21 protein-coding genes and 1 pseudogene are annotated in these 20,328 nt (G+C 58.7%); 11 read left to right on the top strand and 11 right to left on the bottom strand.

Annotated features, from left to right (window positions below; genetic code table 11):
• The first annotated feature begins 22 nt into the window (after positions 1–22).
• A complete protein-coding gene (locus tag AB7933_RS29500) occupies positions 23–1,498 on the top strand; it encodes a site-specific integrase (protein WP_057977874.1) in 1,476 nt (491 codons plus the stop codon).
• Positions 1,491–2,354: a hypothetical protein gene (locus tag AB7933_RS29495; protein ID WP_305452482.1), complete on the top strand. Its 864-nt coding sequence runs from the start codon at positions 1,491–1,493 to the stop codon at positions 2,352–2,354. Before AB7933_RS29500 ends, AB7933_RS29495 begins: the two co-directional genes overlap by 8 nt.
• 134 nt (positions 2,355–2,488) lie before the next feature.
• Here the strand turns inward: AB7933_RS29495 and AB7933_RS29490 are convergent, their stop codons facing one another.
• Positions 2,489–3,469 carry an IS5-like element IS1384 family transposase gene (locus AB7933_RS29490; RefSeq protein ID WP_010466230.1) on the bottom strand — a complete coding sequence of 327 codons (981 nt, stop codon included), beginning with the start codon at positions 3,467–3,469 and terminating at the stop codon, positions 2,489–2,491.
• A gap of 390 nt (positions 3,470–3,859) precedes the next feature.
• Between AB7933_RS29490 and AB7933_RS29485 the strand changes: the two genes are divergently transcribed.
• Entirely contained in the window at positions 3,860–4,408 is a 549-nt protein-coding gene (locus AB7933_RS29485; RefSeq protein WP_017849609.1) for an antitoxin Xre/MbcA/ParS toxin-binding domain-containing protein, read from the top strand.
• Here AB7933_RS29485 and AB7933_RS29480 read toward each other — a convergent pair.
• The 3 genes and pseudogenes from AB7933_RS29480 to AB7933_RS29470 form a co-directional block, all read right to left on the bottom strand.
• Positions 4,350–4,655, bottom strand: a pseudogene (locus AB7933_RS29480) (hypothetical protein). The gene AB7933_RS29485 and the pseudogene AB7933_RS29480 overlap by 59 nt on opposite strands.
• Before the next feature lie 530 nt (positions 4,656–5,185).
• Positions 5,186–6,274: an endonuclease/exonuclease/phosphatase family protein gene (locus AB7933_RS29475; RefSeq protein ID WP_024077547.1), complete on the bottom strand. Its 1,089-nt coding sequence runs from the start codon at positions 6,272–6,274 to the stop codon at positions 5,186–5,188.
• A gap of 39 nt (positions 6,275–6,313) precedes the next feature.
• Positions 6,314–6,973 carry a YciC family protein gene (locus AB7933_RS29470; RefSeq protein WP_024077546.1) on the bottom strand — a complete coding sequence of 220 codons (660 nt, stop codon included), beginning with the start codon at positions 6,971–6,973 and terminating at the stop codon, positions 6,314–6,316.
• 181 nt (positions 6,974–7,154) lie between these two features.
• Here AB7933_RS29470 and AB7933_RS29465 point away from each other — a divergent pair, with 181 nt between their 5' ends.
• From AB7933_RS29465 to AB7933_RS29455, 3 genes are all read left to right on the top strand, one after another.
• Positions 7,155–7,916, top strand: a complete 762-nt coding sequence (locus AB7933_RS29465; RefSeq protein ID WP_024077545.1) for a DUF2076 domain-containing protein — start codon at positions 7,155–7,157, stop codon at positions 7,914–7,916.
• A 128-nt stretch (positions 7,917–8,044) separates the two neighbouring features.
• Positions 8,045–8,521, top strand: coding sequence for an NYN domain-containing protein (locus AB7933_RS29460; RefSeq protein ID WP_024077544.1), 477 nt, complete (start codon positions 8,045–8,047; stop codon positions 8,519–8,521).
• A 46-nt stretch (positions 8,522–8,567) separates the two neighbouring features.
• Positions 8,568–9,179, top strand: coding sequence for a 3'-5' exonuclease (locus AB7933_RS29455; RefSeq protein WP_024077543.1), 612 nt, complete (start codon positions 8,568–8,570; stop codon positions 9,177–9,179).
• A 207-nt stretch (positions 9,180–9,386) separates the two neighbouring features.
• Here AB7933_RS29455 and AB7933_RS29450 read toward each other — a convergent pair whose 3' ends face one another.
• Together AB7933_RS29450 and AB7933_RS29445 are read right to left on the bottom strand one after the other, a co-directional pair.
• The gene (locus tag AB7933_RS29450; RefSeq protein ID WP_024077542.1) at positions 9,387–10,082 is read right to left on the bottom strand and encodes a cyclase family protein; all 696 of its coding nucleotides are present in this window, start codon (positions 10,080–10,082) and stop codon (positions 9,387–9,389) included.
• On the bottom strand, positions 10,075–10,530 hold the full coding sequence (locus tag AB7933_RS29445; protein ID WP_024077541.1) for an Lrp/AsnC family transcriptional regulator: 456 nt from the start codon (positions 10,528–10,530) through the stop codon (positions 10,075–10,077). Before AB7933_RS29445 ends, AB7933_RS29450 begins: the two co-directional genes overlap by 8 nt.
• Before the next feature lie 161 nt (positions 10,531–10,691).
• Between AB7933_RS29445 and yedA the strand changes: the two genes are divergently transcribed.
• Together yedA and AB7933_RS29435 are read left to right on the top strand one after the other, a co-directional pair.
• Positions 10,692–11,588: a drug/metabolite exporter YedA gene (yedA, locus tag AB7933_RS29440; RefSeq protein ID WP_024077540.1), complete on the top strand. Its 897-nt coding sequence runs from the start codon at positions 10,692–10,694 to the stop codon at positions 11,586–11,588.
• Positions 11,589–11,636: 48 nt separating this feature from the next.
• Positions 11,637–12,974 carry a DEAD/DEAH box helicase gene (locus tag AB7933_RS29435; protein ID WP_024077539.1) on the top strand — a complete coding sequence of 446 codons (1,338 nt, stop codon included), beginning with the start codon at positions 11,637–11,639 and terminating at the stop codon, positions 12,972–12,974.
• A gap of 122 nt (positions 12,975–13,096) precedes the next feature.
• Here AB7933_RS29435 and AB7933_RS29430 read toward each other — a convergent pair whose 3' ends face one another.
• A complete protein-coding gene (locus AB7933_RS29430; RefSeq protein WP_024077538.1) occupies positions 13,097–14,323 on the bottom strand; it encodes a TIGR03862 family flavoprotein in 1,227 nt (408 codons plus the stop codon).
• Between the two features lie 171 nt (positions 14,324–14,494).
• Positions 14,495–15,415, bottom strand: coding sequence for a histone deacetylase family protein (locus tag AB7933_RS29425; RefSeq protein ID WP_024077537.1), 921 nt, complete (start codon positions 15,413–15,415; stop codon positions 14,495–14,497).
• A 76-nt stretch (positions 15,416–15,491) separates the two neighbouring features.
• Between AB7933_RS29425 and AB7933_RS29420 the strand changes: the two genes are divergently transcribed.
• The 3 genes from AB7933_RS29420 (at position 15,492) to AB7933_RS29410 (ending at position 17,675) form a co-directional block, all read left to right on the top strand.
• A complete protein-coding gene (locus AB7933_RS29420) occupies positions 15,492–16,061 on the top strand; it encodes a GNAT family N-acetyltransferase (RefSeq protein WP_024077536.1) in 570 nt (189 codons plus the stop codon).
• 160 nt (positions 16,062–16,221) lie between these two features.
• Positions 16,222–17,091, top strand: coding sequence for an acyl-CoA thioesterase II (tesB, locus tag AB7933_RS29415; RefSeq protein WP_024077535.1), 870 nt, complete (start codon positions 16,222–16,224; stop codon positions 17,089–17,091).
• On the top strand, positions 17,088–17,675 hold the full coding sequence (locus AB7933_RS29410; protein WP_024077534.1) for an HAD family hydrolase: 588 nt from the start codon (positions 17,088–17,090) through the stop codon (positions 17,673–17,675). Before tesB ends, AB7933_RS29410 begins: the two co-directional genes overlap by 4 nt.
• A 147-nt stretch (positions 17,676–17,822) precedes the next feature.
• Here the strand turns inward: AB7933_RS29410 and AB7933_RS29405 are convergent, their stop codons facing one another.
• The 3 genes from AB7933_RS29405 to AB7933_RS29395 form a co-directional block, all read right to left on the bottom strand.
• On the bottom strand, positions 17,823–18,809 hold the full coding sequence (locus tag AB7933_RS29405; RefSeq protein WP_024077533.1) for a hypothetical protein: 987 nt from the start codon (positions 18,807–18,809) through the stop codon (positions 17,823–17,825).
• Entirely contained in the window at positions 18,810–19,697 is an 888-nt protein-coding gene (ypfJ, locus tag AB7933_RS29400) for a KPN_02809 family neutral zinc metallopeptidase (protein ID WP_024077532.1), read from the bottom strand.
• Positions 19,698–19,851: 154 nt separating this feature from the next.
• Positions 19,852–20,265, bottom strand: coding sequence for a lipoprotein (locus tag AB7933_RS29395; protein ID WP_024077531.1), 414 nt, complete (start codon positions 20,263–20,265; stop codon positions 19,852–19,854).
• Between the last annotated feature and the right edge of the window lie 63 nt (positions 20,266–20,328).

Raw genomic sequence — 20,328 nt, 5'->3', positions numbered from 1 at the left:
CTCAGTCCTTTGAGGGTGAGTCATGTCCTACTCAAATCGGCGTTACGAAGGTCGCCTCGTTCTCATCCCTCACGCGCAGAGCGCCTTCGCGACCCTGCATGTCGGTATCCAGCCCGTTGACTCAATTAAATCGGTACTTGAAGGGGCTGAAACCAAACAGCTCTACCAGGTTGAGGAAATCGGTTCTTCGTTTACCTCGGGAGATATCTACAATCTCCCGTTTCTGTTTCATAAGGAAGGTGAGCCTTGGCATGAAGCCAATTCATACCTTTTATCCTTGATTGAAAATAAAACGTTAAGCAATAGGCCTACCGATGATCTGCGCCGTCGAGCCAGCAAATTATTAGACTACTTGATCTACTGTGAAAGCGAAGGACTTAACTGGCTCGACTTTTCGGGGCGTCGCCCTGTGTTGAGACCTACATATAAGTATTTTGCTCATTTGATAAATCATAGTGGGCGTAGTTCGGCAGTCGTAAATCAATACACAGGCGTGGTATTTGATTTCTATAGATTTGTTTGTGCCAATTGGCATGACATTGACTTGCAGCGAGTAGATACAGTCAAGGAGGTAAAATTTTTAATTAAAAATGCTTACGGGGCCGCTAGGGTGATTACGGCTGAAAAGCGTAGTCAAACTAAATCAACGGTTCCAGGAAGGCTGGTATCAATAGGGTATGTGCGAGAGGACAACGAAGATCTTCGTCCTTTGTCTAATGTTGAGCTGGCTGAGTTTTTGAAGGTTATTGAAGGTGAGGAGTGGTCAGCACTAGAACGTCTTATACTGTTGACGGCTTTGATGACTGGCGCCCGTAAGCAGACCGTGCTTACGATGCGGTTAAAGCATCTAAAAGGGTTCATTTCAGAAAGGCTGCAGGCAGATGGCACCTATCTGTTACATGCCGGTCCAGGCACAGGGATGGATACCAAGAAAGACCGTAGCCAACGTTTGCACGTGCCAAAGCAACTTGCTAAGGAGTTACGGGTGCTTGGAGATAGTCCGATGATGAGGCAGCGGCGAGTTAAGTTTAGAGCCGCTCTGTCTTTATATTACCCAAATATACAGATAAAAGACGAGGATATGTACGTTTTTTTATCTGATCAGGGAGGGTGTTATTACATGGCAAAAGATGATCCGCGCTACCCTATTGTCAAATCTAGACCCACTGGCCAAGTCACAGACACAATAAAGCGAAAAATATTGCAAAAGACATCTGATAAGTACCCTCAGGACTTTTCGTATCACTGGTTGCGTGCGACTTTTGGGTTTCAGCTCTATCAAAGATTGCAGGCCCTTATTGTTGTGGGGCTTATGCGTCCAGGAGATGATATTGATTTTATAATGGAGCGAATGCACCACGCCACACGAGAGATGACAGAGCATTACCTTCAACTGTTCAAGATGCTTCCTCAGAAAACTGTCGCGCAGGAAAAGTTTGAGGCTAGTCTATTTTCAGGTAATTATTCAAGTTTTATACTGAGTGCTCAAGATGAATAGTCATGTTGATTGGTCATTTCGTGAAACAAAAGTCATCACGGTAGATGAAATCAGTCAGGAGCATGTGTTTCCGGAGCGCTTGCGTCTAAAGCTTGCCAATGCAAAGGGGTATAAGTCGCCTATCGATATTGGGAGTATCGCATATGCAACGCGAGGCGAAGCTAGATCGAGGGAGTTTGACAATGCCGGTACTATATCGGTTGTCGAGTCATCTCTTGTGGAAAGTAGGCGCGAGCTAGTGGTGAAGCTCCTCGATTCTCTAATAGGTTTGCGCGATAATTCGATAGTAACCCAGTTTAGAGTGTTGCACATTGTCGTGAATTGGTTAAATGCCAATGGTTATGTGGAGGTTTTTACTGATGTGAGTTGTGCATCTAGAGCATACGCTGACTACACATCTTATCTTAATGATTCAATTAGAAAAGGGGATTTTGCTCCTCAGCATGCCGCTAAATGTCAGAAGACCTTACAGTTCATAATTGGACTCCAGTTTTCATCGGTAGTGGATTATGTAGTTCGTAGTGCCGTGCCAATTGCTAGGCAAAGAAAAGCAATAAAGCCGCCTAGAGAATCCGATGTACACTTTTTTACGGACGTATGTATTGCCATTGCGCGTGATTACAGTAATTTTATTCTTGAGCAAGAGCCATTTCCATGCGTAGTCCGGATAAGAAATTATGAAGTTGTTAAGTTTCCTTCTAATGGTGGAATGAATAGTCCTTTTCGACAGGGGTATGATTGTTATAATGTGGCAGAAAGACGTGTTGCAACAGTCGAAGAATACATGTCCAAGTATGCTGGAAGAGGTCAGACAATTAGGCTTTGTGAAGCAGAGCGTGCTATAGGGATGGTCTGAAGTAGCCATGTATTTCCCCGGCATACCACCTAGCGCAACTTTTAAACTCGCCAAATGATCAAAAAACAATCAATTCGACGAGTATTTCTTACGTTTTCGCCACCCGGACCCCACTCCGGTGGCCATTTCCCGCATTACAGGCGCACCTCTCCTGCATTCGTCAGTAAATGTCGGCGCGCCATCCACAGGTTCGACAGAGCGAACAGTGTCACCAGTTGCGCCGTGTTTTTGGCCAAGCCGCGAAAGCGCACCTTGGTGTAACCGAACTGGCGCTTGATTACCCGGAACGGATGCTCGACCTTGGCGCGCACCTGAGCCTTGGCCTTTTCAATCTTGCGCTTGGCTTTGTACAGCACGCTGCGCTTATCGAGTTTTTTGTAGGTGCTGCGGCGTGCCGCCACCTGCCAGATAACTTCACGTCCTTCATGCTCGGGCCGCTTTTCGACACCGGTGTAGCCTGCATCGGCGCAGACCACGTTTTCGTCGCCATGCAGCAATTTGTCCACCTGGGTGACATCCGCCACATTGGCCGCCGTGCCCACTACGCTGTGCACCAGACCCGATTCGTCATCGGCGCCGATGTGGGCCTTCATGCCAAAATAATACTGGTTTCCCTTCTTGGTCTGGTGCATTTCCGGGTCGCGCTTGCCGTCCTTGTTCTTGGTCGAACTGGGCGCATTGATCAGCGTTGCATCGACGATGGTGCCCTGGCGCAGCGACAGGCCGCGGTCGCCCAGATAGCCATTGATGACAGCGAGGATGCCGGCCGCCAGCTCGTGTTTCTCCAGCAAGCGGCGGAAGTTGAGAATGGTGGTTTCGTCGGGGATGCGCTCCAGGTTCAGCCCGGCAAACTGGCGCAGGATCGTGGTTTCGTACAGCGCTTCCTCCATCGCTGGATCGCTGTAGCCGAACCAGTTCTGCAGCAGATGCACACGCAGCATCGCCATCAACGGGTAGGCCGGACGGCCACCTTCACCTTTCGGATAATGTGGCTCGATCAAAGCAATCAAGCCCTTCCACGGCACCACCCGATCCATCTCGATCAGGAACAACTCCTTGCGGGTTTGCTTGCGCTTGCCAGCGTACTCGGCGTCGGCGAAGGTCATCTGCTTCATCGGGAAACTCGGTGGGTGGGGTCGCGGTATTTTGCCAAATCAGAAAGTCTTTTTCAGAGTTTCCTTAGAACAATCAAAGCTTGCTGCTATTGAGTTACAGGCCACTAATGCCAGCGTAAATGCGAGAGCGTTGCGAAACATCATCCGGTTCATCCCTAATTCCGTTATCCAGTGCCCAGCAGGGCATAGTGGTTATCGGCCGGGCATGTGAATACGTGAGGAGAACCTGCATGCTCGTGTGGACGCGTCAGTTGAAGTCTTGAGCAGCAACATTTTCTTCCCGGGGAATTTTTGTTGTCAGATGCCGACGTTGACAGGGCTGTACTACCAGCCCATCTTTCCTATAAGAACGTCACCCGTCGTGGAACATGGCCGGTCAAGAAGCGACCTATGTTGGCTGAATTGCTGCCTAAACCGGTGTACCGTCACTACCGACGTCATCTTGGAGTTTCACTTCAAATTGGCGTAGGGGCATCAGAGCAAGAGAACCACGAGATTATCGCGGCAGGATTCGCAGCCGAGAGATTCAAATTGCTTAGCGAATCTGGCGTGTACGACGCAGTCGCCCTTGAAAAGATTATGCCGGTTGGGACCCTTAACGCCCGATTGGCTCGCCGACAACGCTTAAATCTGGACGAGAGTGATCGGTTGTTCCGACTTGCACATGTGACAGCAATGGCAGAGGCGCTGTTCGGAGACGTCAAAAAAGCCCAGCGCTGGCTGAGCAAGCCTAAGCAACGTTTTGCCAAGGAACAGCCTCTCGCACTGTTATCCACTACCCAGGGCACTCGGATGGTCGAGAAACTGCTGATTCAGGTTTGCCGAGGGGATGGTCTTATAACGGGTGCACTGATCTTTGGTGGCAAGTCGATGAGCCACGCTACATCGGTTTTACAGAAACCAACTCTACAAGGCGGTAATTCTTCCTGGCCGCTTTGATCGCTTCCTGTTCTGCGAGACGCGTACTGAGCGTATCCTCCTCATGGACCATTGTGTGCTTCCTACCCTCAAACTCATTACCGACCCGCAGCGTGACCCTTAACACGGGGGGTGAACGCTTTCATCGATCTTCTTTTTCTCCGCAGCCTTCACTGGCTGGATGTTCGAGTTATCCGAAAGATTGTCATGTTCATGTAAGGCATGAGTCTGCGCAAGTGGCTGCACCGCCAAACAGCGCTCGGCGCATATCTGCTTCAGTGAGGTCGTGATTTTTGTATATAGCCTCGGCGTAGGTTTGAACTCGCCGCTAGTGCTTGGCTCGGCCGCAAATTGTCGTAATTCTCATCGGCTTCGGCACTGCCTTTTCAAAGGCACGTTTGCATTCACTCAAATAAAACTGTCAATGTTTGGAGGCGTTAAGAATCTGAGCCCGGATGCCTCTGTCAATCCTCCACTTTTGGCGTTCCTGATGCGTCAATATCAGGCGCAAACATTGACTGTCAATGAGCAGTTCACTGACTCAGTGGTAAAGCCCAATCTTGCTGGCCTACTGAAGTGTCAATGGTTAGAGACGTAGCTGATACGGGTGATTACTGGCCGGACGACCCGCTGATAGCCGAGCCGACCGCGCGGATCAAACCCCGAAAGTCGTAATGCCAAAGATCAAAATGTGGGAGGGGGCTTGCCCCCGATAGCGGTGGATCGGTTACAGATGAGCTGACTGACACGCCACCATCGGGGGCAAGTGCGAACCGTCGCACCACCCCCCCACATTGACTATTGCGCGGCCGGCAGCAAGAACCGTGCAATCACCGGCAGATGGTTGGAAATACGCAACGTATCCTCCTGCCGTACCTTGGCCTCCACTCGCTTGATCCGCGAGCTGTAGAACAGGTAATCCAGGGTGCGATCCGGGCCATCGATATTCGGGTCATTGGGAAAATGCGTCAGCCATTTCTCACGATCAATCCCGCTGGATTCGCTGTTGCTTGGGATCATCGGGTACTTATCCCACAGCAAATGCAGCTCACTGTCCGGCGAATACTGGCCGCGCTTGCCGGCGTCCAGGCGCAGGAACTGCCCCAGCGGCAGCAGGTTGAAATCCCCACCAATCAACCACGGCGTGCCACGGCTTTCGAACTTATCCAGCAGCTTCACCGTTGCCTGCACTTGCTCCAGCACGGCTGAACGCCCCGGGGCGTCGCCATCCAGGCGGGTATTGAGTACCGCCAGTTGGCCGCCATCACTCAGCGGCAGGTAGGTCAGCAGCAACGCCGGCTTGGGTTGGAACTGCCGGCTGATGATATTGGCGGGCGGTACCGGCAATTGCAGGCGCTCGGCGTGTTCGATCTGGTAGCGGCTCAATGTCACCAGCTTGCGGCCGACGCTGCCGAAGATATGCAGGTTGGGGATAAAGTCGGCTTTCCAGTCGAAGGCCTGGGCACTGCACGGGTAGAGGTCGACGAGTCGCTCTTGCAGCAGCGCCACCTGGTCCTGGTAGTGGGAGGGCTTGGCGCCTTCGTCAAGTTCCTGCAACAACAGGATGTCGGGTTGCTCGTCGCGGATGACCCGCGCCACTTCGTCGAGGCTGAAAGCCATGTCTTCGACGGTGGGGCGCTCGTCCGGTCCGCTGCCGTCAGCGGTGTCGTACCAGAACACGTAGTTCTTGCCGGCCAGGTATTGCACGTTCCAGGTCATGACCTTGAGCGCCTGCCCCGGCAGCAGGGTCGGCGCACGGGGCGCGACACAGCTTACGGGCAGGATTTCCTTGTCGGCGGGGCGCCAGGTCAGGCTGTAGATCAGGGCCGTCAGCAGGCCCGCAAGGATCAGCAGGCTCAGCAGGGTGATGCGCAATAAACGGGTCATCGGCTCGGCTTATAGCGTTTCAGGGGTGAACGGAGCATATCACCGCGCGTCGGCATCGCCACCGATCAGCATGAATAAACGGAACAGCACCACACTGGTAAACAATTGCAGGAAGCTATGGGCACTGTCGATCAGCAGGCCCAGCAACGGCGCGGGCTCGGGATACGCCGCCACGCTGGCGCCCTTGAGCAGCCACAGTGGCGTCATGACGCACAGCAGGCACACCAGGATTCGCCAGAAATGCCCACGGGTCAGGCGGAAACTTTCCTTCATCGCCTCCAGCGCCGACATACCGCGCAGCACCAGCAGGTACTCGGCAAACGCCAGCACCACCATCAGCCACAGGCCCGGCAGGAAATACAGTGACAGCCCGAGCAAGATCAGCAGGGTGCTCATCGCCGTCAGCAAGGCGAAGCGCGGCCACAGGGTCAGGGCCATGGCCCATACATCCTTGGTGCGCGGCGACTCGCCACGGGTGCGGGCGTCGAGGAACAGGATCAGCGCGCCGGTGTAGAGCGGGTACACCAGTAACCCCACCACCACGCTATAGCCGGGGAAGGCATCCGGGCCGAGCGTGTGGTCGAGTACCTGTTGCAACAGGGCTTCGAGGATCACCAACGGCAGGCACAGTTGGACGATGGCACCCAGGTTGCGCTGGGTAAAACGGAAAGAGTCGCGCAGTACGTCTAACGGATTCATCAGAGTCATCACAGGCCGAAAAAAAGCAGGGGCACACTTTAACCGATAGGTGCCGTAGGCAAGCAAACGTAAACCTTGAGTAAAGATCATTGAAACAACTGGTAACACCCCCATAACTGACATACACCGGCCCGATCATAGGCCGGCCCCTGTTTTTTACCGGCAATCTAACGAGGTCGCCATGAATAGCGAAGAGCAAACCCTGATCGATGGACTGTTTTCACGGTTGCAGCAAGCCGAAACGGACTCAGCCCCCCGCGACGCCCAGGCCGAAGCGCGGATCAAGGAGCACATGACTCGCCAACCGGCCGCCGGGTATTACATGACCCAGTCGATCCTGGTACAGGAACACGCACTCAAGAGTCTCGACGAGCAGAACAAGCAGCAGGCACAGCAGATCCAGCAACTGCAGGATGAGTTGCAGCGCGCCAAGTCCCAGGCCGCGCAGCCGGCCCCGAGCAGCGGTGGCTTCCTGTCGAGCATCTTTGGCGGCGGTTCCCGGGATGCACAACCGGCCCCGAGCGCCCCGGCGTCTTCGGGCGGCGGCTGGCGTGAACCGGCACGGCCTTCGTTTGGCCAGCCTGCACCACAACAGAACTACGGCGCACCGCAGCAGAACTATCAGCAGCCTCAACAGCCTGCCGCGCCGATTGGCAGTGGTTTTCTCGGTGGCGCGCTGAAAACCGCCGCAGGCGTGGCCGGTGGTGTGATGTTGGCCGAAGGGATCAGCAGCCTGTTCAACCACAACTCGCAACAGCCGCAAGTCGTGGAAGAAATTATCCGTGAAGAGCCGGCACCGGCCAGCGATAACAGCAACTGGGGCAACGATGACCAGAAGTTCGCCGGCAATGACAGCTGGGGCGGCGGAAACTCCGACAGCTTCGCCGACAACGATTATTCCGACGACGACTCCTCCTTCGGCGACGACGATTCCTTTGTCTGACGCAACCAGACCGGGGTGCTTGAACATCCCGGTCTGATTTTTCCCGGAAACTTTCCTGTGGCTGGCATACTGGCAACCTTTCCGGGCCTTTGGGTCCGGGGTCCAAGTGGCAGTCATGGGGAAGTGCGGTGAAGAAAATTGCAGTGTTCGCCGATGTACAAAACCTCTACTACACCGTGCGCCAGGCGTACGGCTGCCACTTCAACTACGCCGCCTTGTGGGCGGACATCAGCTCTCGCGGGCAGATTGTCGAGGCGTACGCCTATGCCATCGACCGTGGCGACAGCAAACAGCAGCAGTTCCAGCAGATCCTGCGCAACCTCGGCTTTACCGTAAAGCTCAAGCCGTATATCCAGCGCAGCGACGGCTCGGCCAAGGGCGACTGGGACGTGGGCATTACCATCGACATCATGGACGCCGCCGACCACGTCGACGAAATCGTACTGGCCTCCGGCGACGGTGATTTCGACATGCTGCTCGACCGCATCATCCACAAGCACGGCGTCGAAGCCGTGGCCTATGGCGTACCGGGGCTGACGGCCAACTCATTGATACGCGCCGCCAGCCGCTACGTGCCGATCGAAGGCGCGCTGCTGCTCAAATAAGCGCTGCGGCTCAATAAATGAATAGTTAGACGGAGTTGGAACAGGTTTGGAACGTATAGCGGTCATCGACTTTGAAACCACTGGCATCACCCCGAGCAGCCACTGCCGGGCCACGGAAATCGCGGTGGTTATCCTCGAGCGCGGGCAGATCGTGGACCGCTACCAGAGCCTGATGAACGCCGGCGTCAGAGTGCCGGGCTTTATCGAACAACTGACCGGCATCAGCAACGCCATGCTGCGCAGTGCCCCGCCGGCCGAGCGGGTGATGAACGAAGTCAACGAGTTCGTCGGTACCACGCCGCTGATGGCGCACAACGCTGCGTTCGACCAGAAGTTCTGGGACTTCGAACTCGGCCTGATCCGCCGCACCCGCCTGCAAAAATTCGCCTGCTCCCTGCTGCTGGCCCGCCGCCTGATGCCGTCTGCGCCCAACCACAAGCTCGGCACCCTCAACGCCTACGCCCAACTGCCCCACACCGGCCAGGCTCACCGAGCGCTGGCGGATGCGGAAATGGCCGCCAACCTCACGGCGCACCTGGCCCAGGAACTGCGGCGCACCCATGGCTTGCGCGAACTGTCCCACGACCTGCTGTGCACCCTGCAGAAAGTGCCGGCGGCGAAGATCAATGAGCATTTGAAGAAGCATCGCGGGTTTTGAGCCAGCCACAACTCCAAGAACACCGAAGTTCCAAGTGTGGGAGGGGGCTTGCCCCCGATGCAGCGGGTCAGCCGGTACATCTGGTGACTGACACTCCGCTATCGGGAGCAAGCCCCCTCCCACAGTTGACCGAGTAGCCCGTACTGCATGCGGTCTATTGTGGGAGCTGGCTTGCCTGCGATGGCGTCGGCAGGGCCTGCCTGCAAGTCAGGGAATAAATGCCATTACCGATGCGGGTGATCCCGAACCGCCTTCCAGCCCTAGTACCCCTATCACTAACGTGGCGCCCTTGGCCGGTAGCCGGTCGAGGTGGGTCAGGCATTCCAGCACAATCCCATTTCCGGCCAATACCGCATGGTTTGTCGCGAAGGCGGTGCTTTGCCCTGGATCAACCCCGTGGGTATCAATGCCAACCCCGGCAATCTGGCGCTGTTCAAGCAAAAACCGAATCGCCGCTTCACCAATCCCAGGGAAGTGTGAGCCTTGCGCGTCCTGTCCAAAAAACGCTATCGGATCGTTCCAGAGGTGTTGCCAGCCGGTGTACATCAGCACCACCGAGCCAGGTTCGATAAGACCGTGTTGACGTTCCCACGCTTCAATATCCTGTGGGCTGATTTCGTAATCTGGATTGCTCCGGGTTTTACCGTGCACATCGATCACTACCGCGGGCCGCACCAAGTCTTCGGGTTGATAACCATCAATTCCCATCCCGCCGGCATAAAAACTGTTCGGCGCATTCATATGGGTGGCGCTATGTTCGCCCAGGCTGAAACGCCTCAGGAAATAGCCGTCCTTATCCAGCGACGCGACGTCTTCAAACACCACGGGGGGATCGCCCGGCCACAGCGGAATACGCCGGCTGATCGGGTGGCTGAGGCTGACGACCTGGCTATGTTTAACCACCGTTTTTGCCCTCCAACTGCGCCAGCGGCACTCGCCGCTCTATCGCGCTCGACAAAATAATCGAGGTCTTGCTGAACCCGAACTTCGCTATCCGGTTGATCAGGTTCTCCAGCTCCGGCATCGACCCCACCGCCGCTTGCATGATCACGCACGGATCGCCCGTGACGCGGTGGCACTCGGTCAGTTCGGGAATTTCCGCCAGGGCGTCGTAAACCTTCTGGCTGCCATGGTTGGTCAGCCGCAGTTCGATCACACACTGAATCGGCAAACCCACTTTGGACAGGTCTACCTTGGCCTGATAACCGGTGATCACGCCGCTGGCCTCAAGCTTGGCCACGCGTTCGGCCACGGCGGGGGCGGAGAGGTTTACTGTGCGGGCCAGTTGCGCGTAAGAGGCACGGCCGTCTTCGAGCAGGGCGCTGAGGAGCATGCGGTCATATTTGTCCATGAAAAGGCTCCAACGCCAGGTGGCTTTCGAAAGCATGGTTTATAGCCCTCATAACCATGCTTTGAAAAGTGTATGGGCGGTTTAAACAGGTTTTGTAACTTATGTTTAAGCACATGCCTTTTTAGAATAAGCATCTCTTATATCTGCCTTCGAGCCGCCCAATGCCTGGCCCACGTCGCTTTTCCTTACCGTTGATCGCCGCCTTTTTTGCGCTGTATGTGATTTGGGGGTCTACCTACCTGGTGATTCGCATCGGCGTGGACTACTGGCCGCCATTGTTGCTGGCGGGGATTCGGTTCTGCACGGCGGGTGCGCTGATGTATGGCTACCTCAGATGGCGCGGGGTGCCGGCGCCGACATGGCCACAATGGAAGGCCGCCGGGATGATCGGCATTTTGCTGCTCACCTTCGGTAATGGCGGCGTCACGTTGGCCGAACACGCGGGCGTGTCGTCCGGGGTGGCTGCCCTGGCGGTGGCGACCGTGCCGCTGTTCACCTTGCTGTGCGGGTATTTCTGGGGCGCGCGCAATACGCGGCTGGAATGGGCCGGGGTGATCCTGGGGATTGTCGGCATCGCCATGCTCAACATGGGCAGCACCCTGCAATCGAGCCCGGTGGGCGCCGCCTTGTTGCTGTTCGCGGCGGCATCGTGGGCATTCGGGTCGGTGTGGAGTCGGCAGTTGTCGCTGCCCCAGGGCGCCATGGCCAGTGCTGCGGAAATGCTGGTGGCGGGCGTGACCCTGTTGATCGGCAGCGCGCTTTCCGGTGAGCACCTGCAGGCCATGCCGCCACTGGAGGGTTGGCTGGCGTTGGCCTACCTGACGGTGTTCGGCTCGATCATCGCCTTCAACGCCTATATGTACCTGCTCAAGCACGTCCGCCCGGCTGCGGCGACCAGCTATGCCTATGTGAACCCTGCGGTGGCGGTGTTGTTGGGGATTGTGTTCGTCGGCGAGACCATCGGCCTGGAAGAAGCCTTGGCGATGTTGGTGATCATCAGTGCCGTGCTATTGATCAGCCTGCCCCAGTGGCGCAAGCCCAAGCCGGAAATAAGGTAAACTGCCGCGCATTACGCCCTTGCGCTGAATTTTTCCTACGGTAACTACATGACTTTCGCCACCCTTGGCCTGATCGAACCCTTGCTGCGCGCCCTTGAGACGCTTGGCTACCAGACCCCGACGCCGGTGCAGGCGCAAGCGATTCCGGCGGTGCTGGCTGGCCGCGACCTGATGGCGGCGGCCCAGACCGGCACCGGCAAGACTGCCGGTTTCGCCGTGCCGCTGTTGCAACTGCTGACCATGGAAGGACCGAAAGTCGCCGCTAACTCGGTGCGCGCGCTGATCCTGTGCCCGACCCGCGAACTGGCCGAGCAGGTTCACGCCAGCGTTGCCGAATACGCCCAGAACCTGCCGCTCACCACCTACGCGGTGTACGGCGGCGTGAGCATCAACCCGCAGATGATGAAGCTGCGCAAGGGGGTCGACGTGCTGGTCGCCACCCCTGGCCGGCTGATCGACCTGTTCCGCCAGAACGCGCTGAAACTCAATCAGCTGCAAACCCTGGTGCTGGATGAGGCCGACCGTATGCTCGACCTGGGCTTCTCCGAAGAACTGGCGAACATCTACCGCATGCTGCCGAAAAAGCGTCAGACCCTGCTGTTCTCCGCGACCTTCTCCGATGACATCCGCCTGCTCGCCGGGCAGATGCTCAACGACCCGCTGAGCATCGAAGTCAGCCCGCGCAACGTGGCCGCCAACACCGTCAAGCAATGGGTGGTGCCGGTGGACAAGAAGCGCAAGGCGGAGTTGTTTGTGCACCTGATGCGCAAGGGCCGCTGGAAGCAGGTACTGGTATTCGCCAAGACCCGTAACGGCGTGGATGCGCTGGTGGATAAGTTGCAGGGCCTGGGCATCAATGCCGATGGCATCCACGGCGACAAGCCGCAGGCCACGCGCCAACGTGCGCTGGATCGTTTCAAATCGAGCGATGTGCAGATCCTGGTGGCCACTGATGTGGCGGCCCGCGGCCTGGACATTGAAGACCTGCCGCTGGTGGTCAACTTTGACCTGCCGATCGTGGCCGAGGACTACATCCACCGTATCGGCCGTACCGGTCGCGCGGGCAACACCGGCGAGGCGATTTCCCTGGTGTGCGCCGATGAAGTGAACATGCTGTCGGCCATCGAGATGCTGACCCGCCAGACGTTGACCCGCAAGATGGAGCCGGATTTCGAACCGGAACACCGCGTGCCCGACACCGATGCCAGCGGCCAGGTGGTGAAGAAACCGAAAAAACCGAAGAAGCCCAAGGCGTCAGGTGGTGGCGGTGGTAAGCGCAACCTGGGCAAGTGGGTGGACAGTGGCGAAGTGGCGCCGTCGGAGCCTTCGATCAAGCCGGTGCGTAAAGTGCCGGTGTTCAATACTGGGCCGCGTAAGAAAAAGTGATTTTGCGGTGTGGCTGATGGCCTCATCGGGGGCAAGCCCCCTCCCACATTTTGATTTGTGAATACATTCAAACCGTGGGAGGGGGCTTGCCCCCGATGGCGGCTTTGAATTCACCACAAATATCAGCGGTTAAGCCACTCCAACATCCCCCGCCCAGCCGCCCTGCCACTGGCAAAACACCCCGTCAGCAAATACCCGCCGGTCGGCGCTTCCCAGTCCAGCATCTCCCCCGCACAAAACACCCCTGGCAATTGCTTGAGCATCAACCGCTCATCCAACGCTTCAAACGGCACACCACCGGCCGTGCTGATGGCTTCATCCATCGGCCGTGTCTTCACCAAGGTCAGCGGCAGCGCCTTGATAGCCGCCGCCAACTGCGCCGGATCATTGAAGTGTTCGGCGGGTGCCAACTCGCGCAACAACGCCGCCTTGACCCCATCCAACCCCAACTGACTGTGCAAGTGCTTGCTCATCGAGCGCGAACCACGTGGCTTGGCCAACGCGGCATGGACCTTGTCCAACGGCTTGCTGGGCAGCAAATCGATATGCACCGTGGCCGAACCTTTCCGGTTGATCGCCTCACGAATCGGCGCCGACAGCGCGTAGATCAAGCTGCCCTCGATACCGCTGGCGGTGACCACGCATTCGCCGAGGCGGGGTTTGTCATCGCCCAGGCCGATGGCGACATTTTTCAACGGTGCGCCGGCGAATTTGCTGACCATCAATTCGCTCCAGGCCGACACCTCGAAGCCGCAGTTGCTCGGTTGCAACCTGGCGCAGGGCATGCCTTTATCTTCCAGCAATTTGAGCCAGGCGCCGTCAGAACCCAAGCGCGACCAGCTGCCGCCGCCCAGCGCCAGCAACACGGCAGCACTGTGGATGGTTTTTTCCCCGTCCGGGCTGTGGATAAGTAGATCCCCCTGCGCATTCCAGCCCTGCCAACGATGCCGGGTGTGGATAACCACACCTTGGTCGCGCAGGCGCTTGAGCCAGGCACGCAGCAACGGGGCGGCTTTCATGTCGGTGGGAAATACGCGGCCGGAAGTACCGACAAAGGTCTCGATGCCCAGGCCATGAATCCATTCGCACAGTGCTTCAGCGCCAAATGCCCGCAATAACGGCGCCAGGTGGGGGGCCCGTTCGGCATAGCGCGAGAGGAAAGCCGGGTAGGCTTCGGAATGGGTGATGTTCATGCCGCCCACGCCTGCCAGCAGGAATTTGCGCCCCACCGACGGCATGCCGTCGTACAGGTCGACCCGCACCCCCGCCTGGCTCAAGACTTCAGCGGCCATCAGCCCGGCGGGGCCGCCGCCGATGATGGTGACGTGTTGAGGAGAGGTCTGAGGCATGGGCAGGGCTACGGTCGCTTGAATAGGCCGAGCATTCTACCCGACGACAGCGTGGCTGCCTGATCAAAAAACGTACACTTTCCTACAGGCCATGCGGCTACTCGCTTTCAGCCCCTTACGCTCAAGTTATCCACAGCCCGTTCCACAGGCATTGTGGGTAACGCCCAGGGTTCAATGACAACCTGATGACGTCCACACCCGTTGCGCGCTGTGGTGCAGGATGCCATGACGGCGCGCCAGGGCTGGGCGATCCTTGCTGTAGCCGCCGCCGATCACTCCCATCACCGGGATGTCGCGACCCAGGCAATGGCGCATCACGCTTTCATCGCGGGCGGCGACGCCTTCGTCGGTCAGCTTGAGGTAACCGAGGGCGTCGTCCTTGTGTACATCGACGCCGGCGTCGTATAGCACCAGGTCCGGCTGGTACAACGGCAGCAGGTAGTTCAGTGCATCGTCCACCACCTTGAGGTACTCGGCATCGCCCATGCCCATGGGCAGCGGGATATCCCAGTCGCTCTGGGCCTTGCGGGCCGGGAAGTTCTTCTCGCAGTGCAGCGACACGGTGATTGCGTCCGGCGTGTCGTGGAGGATGCGCGCGGTGCCGTCGCCCTGGTGCACGTCGCAGTCGAAGATCAGCACGCGGTTGACCCGCCCGCTGGCCAGCAGGTAATGGCTGATCACCGCCAGGTCGTTGAAGATGCAAAAGCCGGCCGGATAATCATAATGGGCGTGATGGGTACCCCCCGCCAGGTGGCAGGCCAGGCCGTGTTCCAGCGCCTGTTCTGCCGCGAGTATCGAGCCGCCGACCGCGCGCACGGTACGCCGGGCCAGCGCTTCGCTCCAGGGCAGGCCGAGTCGCCGTTGGTCTTCTCGGGACAACTTGCCGCTCATGTAGCGTTCGATATACCCAGGTTCATGGGCCAGGCCCAGAATCTCTGGCGGGCACAGTTGCGGGCGCAGCAACTGGCGGTCTTCGGTCAGGCCGCTGGCCACCAGGTGGTCGCGTAACAGGCGGAACTTGTCCATGGGAAAGCGGTGATCCGCGGGGAACTCAGGGCTGTAGTCATCGTGGTAGATCAATGGCAAAGGCATGGGATTTTCTGACGGGAACCTGCGAGGGATCTTAACAGCGCTGTACACTCACGCACATGGCAAGGGGAGGGGACCCGTGGAGCCGATACTGGAATTGGAAAGCGCGCGCCTGGTGCTGCGCCAATGGCGTGACAGCGACCTGCCGGCGTTTGCGCAAATGTGCGCCGACCCGCAGGTGATGCGCTATTTTCCCGGCCTGCTGGACCGCCTGGAAAGCGCCGCGCTGATCGGCCGGATTCGTGGGCACTTCGCTGAATACGGCTTTGGCCTGTGGGCCTTGCAGCGCAAGGACAGTGGCGAATTCATCGGCCTGACCGGGTTGCAGAATGTCAGTTTCGAAGCCGGTTTTACCCCCGCCGTGGAAATCGGCTGGCGCCTGGCCCGCGAGCATTGGGGCCTGGGCTACGCCAGTGAAGCGGCCTGGACGGCGCTGCGCTGTGGTTTCGACCGCTTGCAGCTGGATGAAATCGTCGCGTTCACCACCGAAGCCAATCTGCCATCACAAAAAGTCATGCAGGCCATCGGGATGCATTACGATCCCCAGGCGGATTTCGAACACCCCAAGGTCGCAGCCGATAACACGCTGCGCCATCATGTTTTGTACCGCATCACCCGCGCCCAATGGTTGGACACGCTGCACGGATAAGCAGCCCGGAATGCCCAATAGACCCCCTGTAGGCGCGAGCTTGCTCGCGAAGAACCCAAGAGCGCTGCGGTAGACCAGAAGCGCGGCGTTATCGTTAACCACCTTCGCGAGCAAGCTCGCGCCTACAGGTAGATACCGTTTTGCTCTGAGGAGAGTTTGAATGAGCCAAGTATTGGAAGATCTGGTGGACTTGCTGACCCTGGAACCGATCGAGGAAAACCTCTTTCGCGGCCGCAGCCAGGACCTGGGTTTTCGCCAACTGTTCGGTGGCCAGGTGCTCGGCCAGTCGCTGTCGGCCGCCAGCCAGACCGTAGAAGAAGCGCGCCACGTGCATTCCCTGCACGGTTATTTCCTGCGCCCTGGCGACGCGTCCTTGCCGGTGGTGTATTCGGTGGACCGCGTGCGTGATGGCGGCAGTTTCAGCACGCGTCGGGTCACGGCGATCCAGAAGGGCCACCCGATTTTCACCTGCAGCGCTTCGTTCCAGTACGACGAAGAAGGCTTCGAGCACCAGACCACCATGCCGGTGGTGGTCGGCCCGGAGAACTTGCCGTCGGAGCTGGAGCTGACCAAGCAGCGTGCGCACCTGATCCCCGAACACATGCGCGAAAAGTTGCTGTGCCCCAAACCGATCGAAGTGCGCCCGGTGACCGAAAAAGACCCGTTCAACCCGCAGCCGTCGGACCCGGTCAAGTACGTGTGGTTCCGCGCCGACGGTGCGCTCGCCGACGCGCCGGCGCTGCATAAATACCTGCTGGCCTACGCGTCGGACTTCGGCCTGCTGACCACCTCGCTGCTGCCCCATGGCAAGACGGTGTGGCAGAAAGACATGCAGGTCGCCAGCCTTGACCATGCGCTGTGGTTCCACGCCGACCTGCGCGCCGATGACTGGTTGCTCTACGCCATGGACAGCCCATGGGCCGGCAACTCCCGTGGTTTCTCCCGGGGCAGTGTGTACAACCGCGCCGGGCAACTGGTGGCGTCGGTGACCCAGGAAGGCCTGATTCGCCACCGCAAGGACTGGGCATGAGCCTGGCCGACGTTAAGCATTGGGTGTTCGACATGGACGGCACCCTCACGGTGGCCGTGCATGACTTTGCGGCTATTCGCGTGGCCCTGGAGATTCCACCCGAGGATGACATCCTCACCCATCTCGCCGCTTTGCCGGCGGACATCGCCGCAGCCAAACATGCCTGGTTGCTGGAACATGAGCGCGAGCTGGCGCTGGGTTCCGTCGCGGCGGACGGTGCGGTGGAGCTGGTGCGCGAGCTGGCCGGGCGGGGTTATCGCCTGGGGATCCTGACCCGCAATGCGCGGGAATTGGCGCATATCACCCTGGAGGCTATTGGCCTGGCGGACTGCTTTGCGGTCGAGGATGTGCTGGGACGTGACGATGCGCCGCCCAAGCCGGATCCGGGTGGGTTATTGAAATTGGCGGCGGCGTGGGATGTATCGCCGAGCGAGATGGTGATGGTCGGGGATTACCGCTTCGACCTCGACTGCGGCCGAGCGGCGGGGACCCGAACGGTGTTGGTCAACCTGCCGGAGAACCCGTGGCCCGGGTTGGCGGATTGGCATGCGCAGGATTGTGCGGCATTGCGCCGGATGATCTAGCCCAAGCGACGAATATCAAATGTGGGAGGGGCGGTGCGACGATTCGACTTGCCCCCGATAGCGGTGTGTCAGTCTCAGCATCTGTAACTGATCCACCGCTATCGGGGGCAAGCCCCCTCCCACATGTTGGGCCGATTTCTTCAGTAATTACTGGGCAAACAGTACTTTCTGGCCTTCTGGCGAAGTAAACATCCCATCCCCGTCATGCCCAACCCCCGGCACTTCCACCAGCGTCTGGCTCAACTGCGGATGGCGTTGCTTGAGGTAGTCAAAATAGTTGTGCCCACGAATCAGCCGATACGCGCCCTGGGTCTCGGCTTCGCAGCTTTTATCCAGTGCCGGGTGGTTCGGGTCGGTGTCCTGCTGGCCCAACAGGTAGGTAATGTCGCGTGACACGTAGGCCCGCTCAAGCTGCTCGACGCCTTGGCCTTCAGCATAGGCGGGCAGGTGTTGCATGCCGTATTTCCAGTCGTTGAATCCAGGGCAGTCGGCCACGTTGAATTTCACCGGGCGTTGCGGGCTGAAGTAGGCGTAGGACGACGGGTTAGCCACCACATACCGCAGGCGGATGCCTTCGGTGTGCAGGGCCGGGTGGTCGTGGCCGGTGAGGGCGAAGCGCTGTACCACCTGGCCTCCGCCGGAATGGCCGGCTACCACGATCTCTTTGAGCGCCGGGAACAGTGTGCGGTTGCCCAGGTGCTTGATGATCTGGTCCAGGGCGCCGAAGGAGCTGACAGCGCCCGGCCCCACCGAGGGCTCGCCAGCCATCCAGTCGTTGCCCCTCCAGCGCAGGACCTGATTGTCCAGATGGTTGCGTTTTACGTCTGAATCATTGAGAAACTGCGGCGCGATCACCAGCGTCGTGGCTCCAACCCCGGCGTGTTCAGCGGCGTCTTCGCCACTTTGCAGGTAGGTCTGCGCATTGCGCAGCCGACCATGCACGATGATCAGGGCTCGGGTGACCTGGGGCAGGGGGCTGGCCCAGTCCTGGCTCAGGCCCAGGCTGAGGTCGCCGGCCGGCAGGTGAAAACGATCGGGACTGACCACCTTGACGCCATGCTCTTTCTCGGCCGCCCAAGTGGTGGTGGAGCAGGTCAGCCATACGCCCAGCAGCAATCCCAATCGGTTATTCATCTAAAGACTCTTGGCCGTAAACGTGTCGCATTGAGTGATCTGGCCCTGGGCGAAGCCGGTCTTGAACCAGCGAACCCGCTGTGCCGAGGTGCCGTGGGTAAACGAGTCCGGCACCACGCGCCCTTGACCCTGTTGCTGCAAACGGTCATCGCCGATGGCGTTGGCCGCATTCAATGCTTCTTCAATATCGCCGGGCTCCAACCAGTTCAGGCGCTTTTGCGCACGGTTGGCCCATACCCCGGCAAAGCAGTCGGCTTGCAGTTCCTGGCGGACCAGCAGGCCACCGTCGCCTTGCATCTGTCGGCCTTGCTGGCGTGCAGCCTGGATCTTCGCCGAGATGCCGAGCAAGGTCTGCACGTGGTGCCCGACTTCATGGGCAATCACATAGGCCTGGGCGAAATCACCCGCGGCCTGGAAGCGTTGCGACATCTCCCGGAAGAAGTCGAGGTCGAGGTACACCTGCTGGTCGGCCGGGCAATAGAACGGGCCGCTGGCCGAGGTCGCCCCACCGCAGGCGGAATTGACCCGGCCACGGAACAGAATCAATTTCGGGTTCTTGTAGGCCAGGCCGTTTTCCTGGAACACCTGGCCCCAGGTGTCTTCGGTATCGCCCAGTACGGCCCTTACAAAATCGGCTTGCTCGTCATTGGCCGGTGGCGCCTGGCGCGACTGTGTACTCACCGAGGGGGCCTGGTCCATTTGGCCGGTCAACTGGCCAAGGATCTGCAGCGGGTCCTGGCCGGTCAGCCAACCGATGCCGACGATCAGCACAATCGCCGTGAGGCTCAGGCCCTTGCCGCCGCCAAAACGCATGCCCCCACCGCCGCCGCCACTGTCGTCGCGGGCGTCCACCACGTTGTCGCTGCGTCGGCCTTTTTTCCATAGCATGGGAGCAATCCTCTTGATAAACCTGCTGTAGGCGCGAGCTTGCTCGCGAAAAACGCACAAACACCGCGTTTAACCAGATTGCCCGCGTTATCGTTAACGAATTTCGCGAGCAAGCTCGCTCCTACACTAATTTAGTGTCTGATTATGGTCGGTATTAACGGCAATAGCCTTCGCCGGTGGCGACGATCAGGCAGTCCTTTTTATCCGCCAGCCATTTCAGCCCGGTCGCTTCGCCATCTCCGGCGCGCAGCAGTTGCGGGCCATCCGGGCGGGTGAAGGCAATACCGCCGTCGGCCGCTTCCCCTTTAAAGGTGCCGGAGTCGCCAGCGTCAAGGCCGTATTGCATGGTTAGAACGTAGTGGCCTCGGCCGATGCTGTCGTCTTTGGCGATGGTCAGGTTCAAGCCTTCCACCCCGATCCACTTGCCGACCCACTGGTCAGTGGGCGGGGTTTGCGGCACCAGGGTGGCCTGCACGGAGGCCGGGGCAGGTTTGGGGGCGTCCTTGGCTTCCTGGTTGCAAGCGGCGAGCAGCGCAACGGCGCAGAGAAGAAAGAGGGTTTTTTTCATGACGGCAGGGCCTTGGTTAAAAAGTGTGCAACGCGGGAGCGAGCGTGCAGCGTTGGACTCGAT

Source organism: Pseudomonas gorinensis (genome assembly GCF_042015035.1).
GTDB lineage: Bacteria > Pseudomonadota > Gammaproteobacteria > Pseudomonadales > Pseudomonadaceae > Aquipseudomonas > Aquipseudomonas gorinensis.
The sequence above is the reverse complement of the archived record's forward strand: the minus strand, read 5'-3'. Positions and strand labels throughout refer to the sequence as shown.

Coding starts and splice junctions, on each gene's coding strand:
- AB7933_RS29500 (WP_057977874.1), top strand. CDS start 23: ATGTCCTACTCAAATCGGCGTTACGAAGGTCGCCTCGTTCTCATCCCT.
- AB7933_RS29495 (WP_305452482.1), top strand. CDS start 1,491: ATGAATAGTCATGTTGATTGGTCATTTCGTGAAACAAAAGTCATCACG.
- AB7933_RS29490 (WP_010466230.1), bottom strand. CDS start 3,469: ATGAAGCAGATGACCTTCGCCGACGCCGAGTACGCTGGCAAGCGCAAG.
- AB7933_RS29485 (WP_017849609.1), top strand. CDS start 3,860: ATGTTGGCTGAATTGCTGCCTAAACCGGTGTACCGTCACTACCGACGT.
- AB7933_RS29475 (WP_024077547.1), bottom strand. CDS start 6,274: ATGACCCGTTTATTGCGCATCACCCTGCTGAGCCTGCTGATCCTTGCG.
- AB7933_RS29470 (WP_024077546.1), bottom strand. CDS start 6,973: ATGAATCCGTTAGACGTACTGCGCGACTCTTTCCGTTTTACCCAGCGC.
- AB7933_RS29465 (WP_024077545.1), top strand. CDS start 7,155: ATGAATAGCGAAGAGCAAACCCTGATCGATGGACTGTTTTCACGGTTG.
- AB7933_RS29445 (WP_024077541.1), bottom strand. CDS start 10,530: ATGGACAAATATGACCGCATGCTCCTCAGCGCCCTGCTCGAAGACGGC.
- yedA (WP_024077540.1), top strand. CDS start 10,692: ATGCCTGGCCCACGTCGCTTTTCCTTACCGTTGATCGCCGCCTTTTTT.
- AB7933_RS29435 (WP_024077539.1), top strand. CDS start 11,637: ATGACTTTCGCCACCCTTGGCCTGATCGAACCCTTGCTGCGCGCCCTT.
- AB7933_RS29430 (WP_024077538.1), bottom strand. CDS start 14,323: ATGCCTCAGACCTCTCCTCAACACGTCACCATCATCGGCGGCGGCCCC.
- AB7933_RS29425 (WP_024077537.1), bottom strand. CDS start 15,415: ATGCCTTTGCCATTGATCTACCACGATGACTACAGCCCTGAGTTCCCC.
- tesB (WP_024077535.1), top strand. CDS start 16,222: ATGAGCCAAGTATTGGAAGATCTGGTGGACTTGCTGACCCTGGAACCG.
- AB7933_RS29410 (WP_024077534.1), top strand. CDS start 17,088: ATGAGCCTGGCCGACGTTAAGCATTGGGTGTTCGACATGGACGGCACC.
- AB7933_RS29405 (WP_024077533.1), bottom strand. CDS start 18,809: ATGAATAACCGATTGGGATTGCTGCTGGGCGTATGGCTGACCTGCTCC.
- ypfJ (WP_024077532.1), bottom strand. CDS start 19,697: ATGCTATGGAAAAAAGGCCGACGCAGCGACAACGTGGTGGACGCCCGC.
- AB7933_RS29395 (WP_024077531.1), bottom strand. CDS start 20,265: ATGAAAAAAACCCTCTTTCTTCTCTGCGCCGTTGCGCTGCTCGCCGCT.